The organism is Vibrio sp. 10N.261.51.A3 (assembly GCF_041471965.1).
GTDB classification, from domain to species: Bacteria; Pseudomonadota; Gammaproteobacteria; order Enterobacterales; family Vibrionaceae; genus Vibrio; species Vibrio crassostreae_C.
On record NZ_JBFRPK010000077.1, the window covers coordinates 1 to 4610 of the forward strand.

4 protein-coding genes are annotated in these 4610 nt (G+C 42.6%); 2 read left to right on the forward strand and 2 right to left on the reverse strand.

What is annotated here, in order from left to right:
* Positions 1-34: 34 nt before the first annotated feature.
* On the forward strand, positions 35-1000 hold the full coding sequence (locus AB4371_RS17825) for a helix-turn-helix domain-containing protein (protein ID WP_372150419.1): 966 nt from the start codon (positions 35-37) through the stop codon (positions 998-1000).
* A 173-nt stretch (positions 1001-1173) separates the two neighbouring features.
* Here the strand turns inward: AB4371_RS17825 and AB4371_RS17830 are convergent, their stop codons facing one another.
* Together AB4371_RS17830 and AB4371_RS17835 are read right to left on the reverse strand one after the other, a co-directional pair.
* Entirely contained in the window at positions 1174-2397 is a 1224-nt protein-coding gene (locus AB4371_RS17830) for an HlyD family secretion protein (protein WP_372150420.1), read from the reverse strand.
* Complete coding sequence (locus AB4371_RS17835; protein ID WP_017072398.1) at positions 2398-2718, reverse strand: hypothetical protein; 321 nt, start codon at positions 2716-2718, stop codon at positions 2398-2400. It abuts the gene before it with no gap.
* A 636-nt stretch (positions 2719-3354) separates the two neighbouring features.
* Between AB4371_RS17835 and sstT the strand changes: the two genes are divergently transcribed.
* Complete coding sequence (gene sstT / locus AB4371_RS17840; protein WP_004732110.1) at positions 3355-4569, forward strand: serine/threonine transporter SstT; 1215 nt, start codon at positions 3355-3357, stop codon at positions 4567-4569.
* Positions 4570-4610: the final 41 nt, after the last annotated feature.

Genomic DNA, 4610 nt, shown 5'->3' on the forward strand with positions numbered 1-4610 from the left:
CTTAAGATCCTGTCTATGAAGGGTAAATAGCCTGATGAATTTGTATTACAACGTATGTAATCAATATTATTCAGATCCAATCTCCCCACAGACAATTCCCCAATCCGCGTTTAATCACACAATGAACCTGTTGCCCATTTCTGAGGTATTTCAGCTTTATGAAGAACTCGAATGCTATACAAAAAATCCAAACTTTATGCTCGAGGCTGTGCGCCATTTCCGGGTCGAAGACTTGGGCGGATTAGGCCAATGGATGTTCTCTGGTCATGACTTAATGTCGACGATAAGAAAGGTAAATTACGGCATGGGGTGTATTCAATCCGGTGCTTTTTGGGTTGCTGCACCTGCGGGGTCTATCATCAAGTGGACTTACAACAATCAGTATGATGCAGAACACTTAGACGTTCATGACAGTATTAGAGTCGCTGTTTTGATGTCAAAAATATTGAAAAAATACCTTGGGGCAGACTTTGCTCCGATGCGCGTACTACTTTCAGGAGAGCGTGCGGATGAGAAACTATATCAAGATTATTTTGGCTGTGATGTCGCGTGGAATCATCATCAAACAGAGATCTGGTTTCATTCCAGCTTACGCTTGGCAAACCTGGCTGATAATCAAGATACCAAGCAAACCTTTTCGCTGAATTTTGAGGATTTGGACCGATGTTTAAACATGCCCGATCCTAGCGATGACACTAAGTTAGTTTATGAAGCCATCAACTACTCATGTCATTTTGGTTTACCGACACTCGAAAGAGTATCGAACCTGTTGGGCCTATCAATTCAGCAGTTTCAACGTAGATTCCATAAATATGGCCACAACTTTACCGAAATGTGTGGTTTTGTCTTAAGCAACAAAGCGGTCAAAATGCTAAGCCAATCAATACCAGTCGAAGAAGTTGCAAGCAGTTTAGGGTATAACCATCTCGATAGCTTTACGCATATGTTTAAGAAGCATCGAGGCATGACACCCAAGCAATATCTCAAATCATTGGAATAAAATAAAACATCCGCAGAGTGTCACCACTTTGCGGATGTGAAAATTAACATAGCTGATTTAGTTCTCTTTTATCGTCATCTCAACAACACGATTACGAGATTTACCGTCGGTGTTGCATTGCTATAAATAGAGTAACGCTCAACTAGGCCGCAGATTCTGAGTCCAACTCTCTGTTAGAAAGAGTAGAAGTAGTAGAGCTGCGACTTCATACGTAAAATGATTCCACGTATTACATCAAGAAACGCCATAAGCTCTGTTGGCTTTTCTCCGCTAATCCAAGCTAAACCAACCGAGCCGACTGGTACGCTATAGCCTTCAGGTTCAAAGACTTTCAACCTAACAAAGTGATGTTTGTTTTGTAGGTTCTTGCCTGTCGTAGAGCGAACATTCTGGTCAAAGCCAAGCAAGTTACTTTGCGCTTCGCCGGTTGCTTCAATAATACCTTCAACCTCTGCCGTGAATACTTTCCCTGGATAAACTGGCGTTGTAAATTCAGCCAATTGACCCGGTTTAACATTTCTAATAGCTTGATGATTCACTCTCATCAATACGTATTTCTCGTTGGTGTACATCTGCAATCGTGGAACTCTAGAAACAAGCTGACCTTCACGAAGAATAAAGTTAGTCACAAAGCCATCAGCGGGTGCATAAATCTTGGTGCTATCAAGATCCCATTTTGCTTTATTCACCTTCTGAATTGTTTCGTTAAAGTCTGACTGACGGGATTCAACCGAGAGTTCCGCTTTGGTTATTTGTAGCTTGGCTTTCTCTACATCAGATTTCTTTTTGCTCAGCTGTGACTCAAGCTTGGCCACAGTGTACACAGCAGAATCAGCGACCGTTTGCTGGTTATCAATCATGCTTTCAGTGATCGTATTACGCACGACTCGGTTTTGTTCAAGATAACGCATCAACGTTCTTTTCTGTAAGTCTCTATTTGACTGAGCAGCTGAAAGCTCACTTTGTGTCATTTCAAAATCATGTAACGCTGCCTGATAGCTGGATTCAGCGATTTTTACTTCTTCAGCCGCAGTGCTAACCGCTACGTTTGCCGAGTCGCGCGAAATCTTCGCTTGTTCATAAGCAATTTGATAAGGCTCGTTTTCAATCTCATAGATTAACTGCCCTTTCTCAATGCGTTGGTTAGGGGTGATATAAATCTGGTCGACCTTACCCGAGACATTGGTTGAGGTTGGGCGAAGCTGAATGTGAGGAGACTGCACCACAGAGCCTCCCGACAAATCCATTGGTGTATAGTTAATTAATCCTACCCACACAAATAACAACCAACCACTGCCTCCTAGATAAGCGAATGCTTTCGTCCCTGTGTTCCAAGGCATGCCAACAAGTCTTAATAAATAGATGAACAAACACCAAACCGCTAAACCTTCTAACATTTAGACATCCTCTGATTGATTAACTTGAGCCGGAGAATTCCATAAATCACGCAGTCGGATAATGGCTTTTTCAAAATCTACAAAAGCAATGATAATGGCGAGCACCCACACCCAGTGCCAAATGAAGCCAATCCAAGTGAGCGCGGTAATCAACCCTATCTGATGGTGGTCAGTCTTATGAGCCTTTTGAATAGGGATCTCGTGAAGCTTCCAAAAACCGAACAGGCCAGCCGCTATGGTGCTGATCAGCACGATAGCGGCTGCTATATGTAAAACGGTATCTGCAGAGGTCTCTACATAAGGGATACTGATTAAACTCATTGCTCATACTCTTGTAAATTAAGACCAACACAGGATATATGCCACCCACTTACAACGGAAATTTTAGATAAATTACGTCATATAAAATAACATGTTGATATAAATTACCAGATAAGGTGTGCGGTATATCAAAGTAGCAAGGTATTAAGTTCAGTAGCCTGACGCTATTAAGGAGAGCTGATGAAATTCACAGCTAACGCTGCTTAAGTAGGTGGGAATGCCGATAGAAAGATTAGATGAAGACAAAACATGGCAAGTCATGCACCAACGTAGATTAAGCAAAGCAGGTGATGTCTATGATGTCTGTTGAAGTGGCTTTTTTACCTATACAAGTTTAGGCAGCTATTTCCGAACACAATGTTTTTATCAGTAATGGTTTACACACCATAAATACTAGAACATTAAGCCAATGGAACATTATTCAGCAGACTTACACCTCAACAAAAGCACAAAAATTTAACATTTAGCTCCAAAAGCACCACATGGCGCAAACAATCACCCTAAAAGTAAACTATTCCTAGACACCCTCTTAGATCCCGCTAATATGACCGCCCATTCCACTAGTGTATAGTTGGATTTGGTACAACTTTATAAAAAAATACATCACTATAATAAATTAACAATTGCAGGTATTTTATGCAAAATCACAACATGCTCGCCCGCATCGCTCGTGGAAATCTCGTTCTACAGATCCTTGCTGGTATTGTTTTCGGTGTCGTTCTCGCCATGGTTTCTCCTTCAGCAGCTCAAGATGCAGGCCTATTAGGTAGTCTGTTTGTTGGTGCTCTGAAAGCTGTTGCCCCAATTTTAGTATTCATTCTTGTTGCAGCTTCTATCGCAAACCAAAAGAAAGGTCAGCATACTCATATGCGTCCAATCATTGTGCTTTACCTGATTGGTACGTTCTCTGCAGCACTAACTGCTGTAGTACTGAGCTTCATGTTCCCAACCACTTTGACACTGGTTGCTGGCGCTGAAGGTGCTAACCCTCCTCAAGGTATTGCAGAAGTTCTTCATACGCTTCTATTCAAGCTTGTAGATAACCCAGTTAGCGCACTAATGAACGCTAACTACATCGGTATTCTTGCTTGGGCTATCGGTCTTGGTCTTGCACTGCACCACGCATCTGCAACAACCAAAGCGGTTTTCGAAGACCTTAGCCACAGTGTTTCACACATTGTTCGCTTCATTATTCGTCTTGCGCCATTCGGTATCTTCGGCCTTGTTTCGACTACATTCGCAACAACGGGCTTCGATGCACTAGCAAGCTACGGTCAACTACTAGCGGTTCTACTAAGCTCAATGCTGATCATTGCTCTTGTCGTTAACCCACTGCTTGTCTTTGTAAAGACAAAACAGAACCCATACCCACTTGTACTGCAATGTATTCGTGAGTCTGGTGTAACGGCATTCTTCACTCGTTCAAGCGCTGCAAACATCCCAGTGAACATGAACCTTTGTAAGAAGCTAGAGCTAGATGAAGATACTTACTCTGTATCAATCCCTCTAGGCGCAACCATCAACATGGCAGGTGCTGCAATCACCATCACTGTGTTAACGCTTGCAGCTGTACACACAATGGGTATTGAGATTGATATCTTCACTGCGATTCTACTAAGCCTTGTTGCTGCAATTTCAGCATGTGGTGCATCAGGCGTTGCCGGTGGCTCACTGCTACTGATTCCTCTAGCTTGTGGCCTATTCGGTATCTCAAACGATGTAGCGATGCAGGTTGTAGCGGTTGGTTTCATCATTGGTGTGATTCAAGATTCTGCTGAAACAGCGCTTAACAGCTCAACTGACGTAGTGTTCACTGCGGCTGTATGTAAAGCTGAGCAAAACAAAGCTTAACAGCTCTTGGTATTAGGCTTTAGCTCTAAGCTCTAAGCTCT

Bases quoted from the DNA above. Each gene is read 5' to 3' on its own strand.
- AB4371_RS17825 (WP_372150419.1), top strand. From the start codon at position 35: ATGAATTTGTATTACAACGTATGTAATCAATATTATTCAGATCCAATC.
- AB4371_RS17830 (WP_372150420.1), bottom strand. From the start codon at position 2,397: ATGTTAGAAGGTTTAGCGGTTTGGTGTTTGTTCATCTATTTATTAAGA.
- AB4371_RS17835 (WP_017072398.1), bottom strand. From the start codon at position 2,718: ATGAGTTTAATCAGTATCCCTTATGTAGAGACCTCTGCAGATACCGTT.
- sstT (WP_004732110.1), top strand. From the start codon at position 3,355: ATGCAAAATCACAACATGCTCGCCCGCATCGCTCGTGGAAATCTCGTT.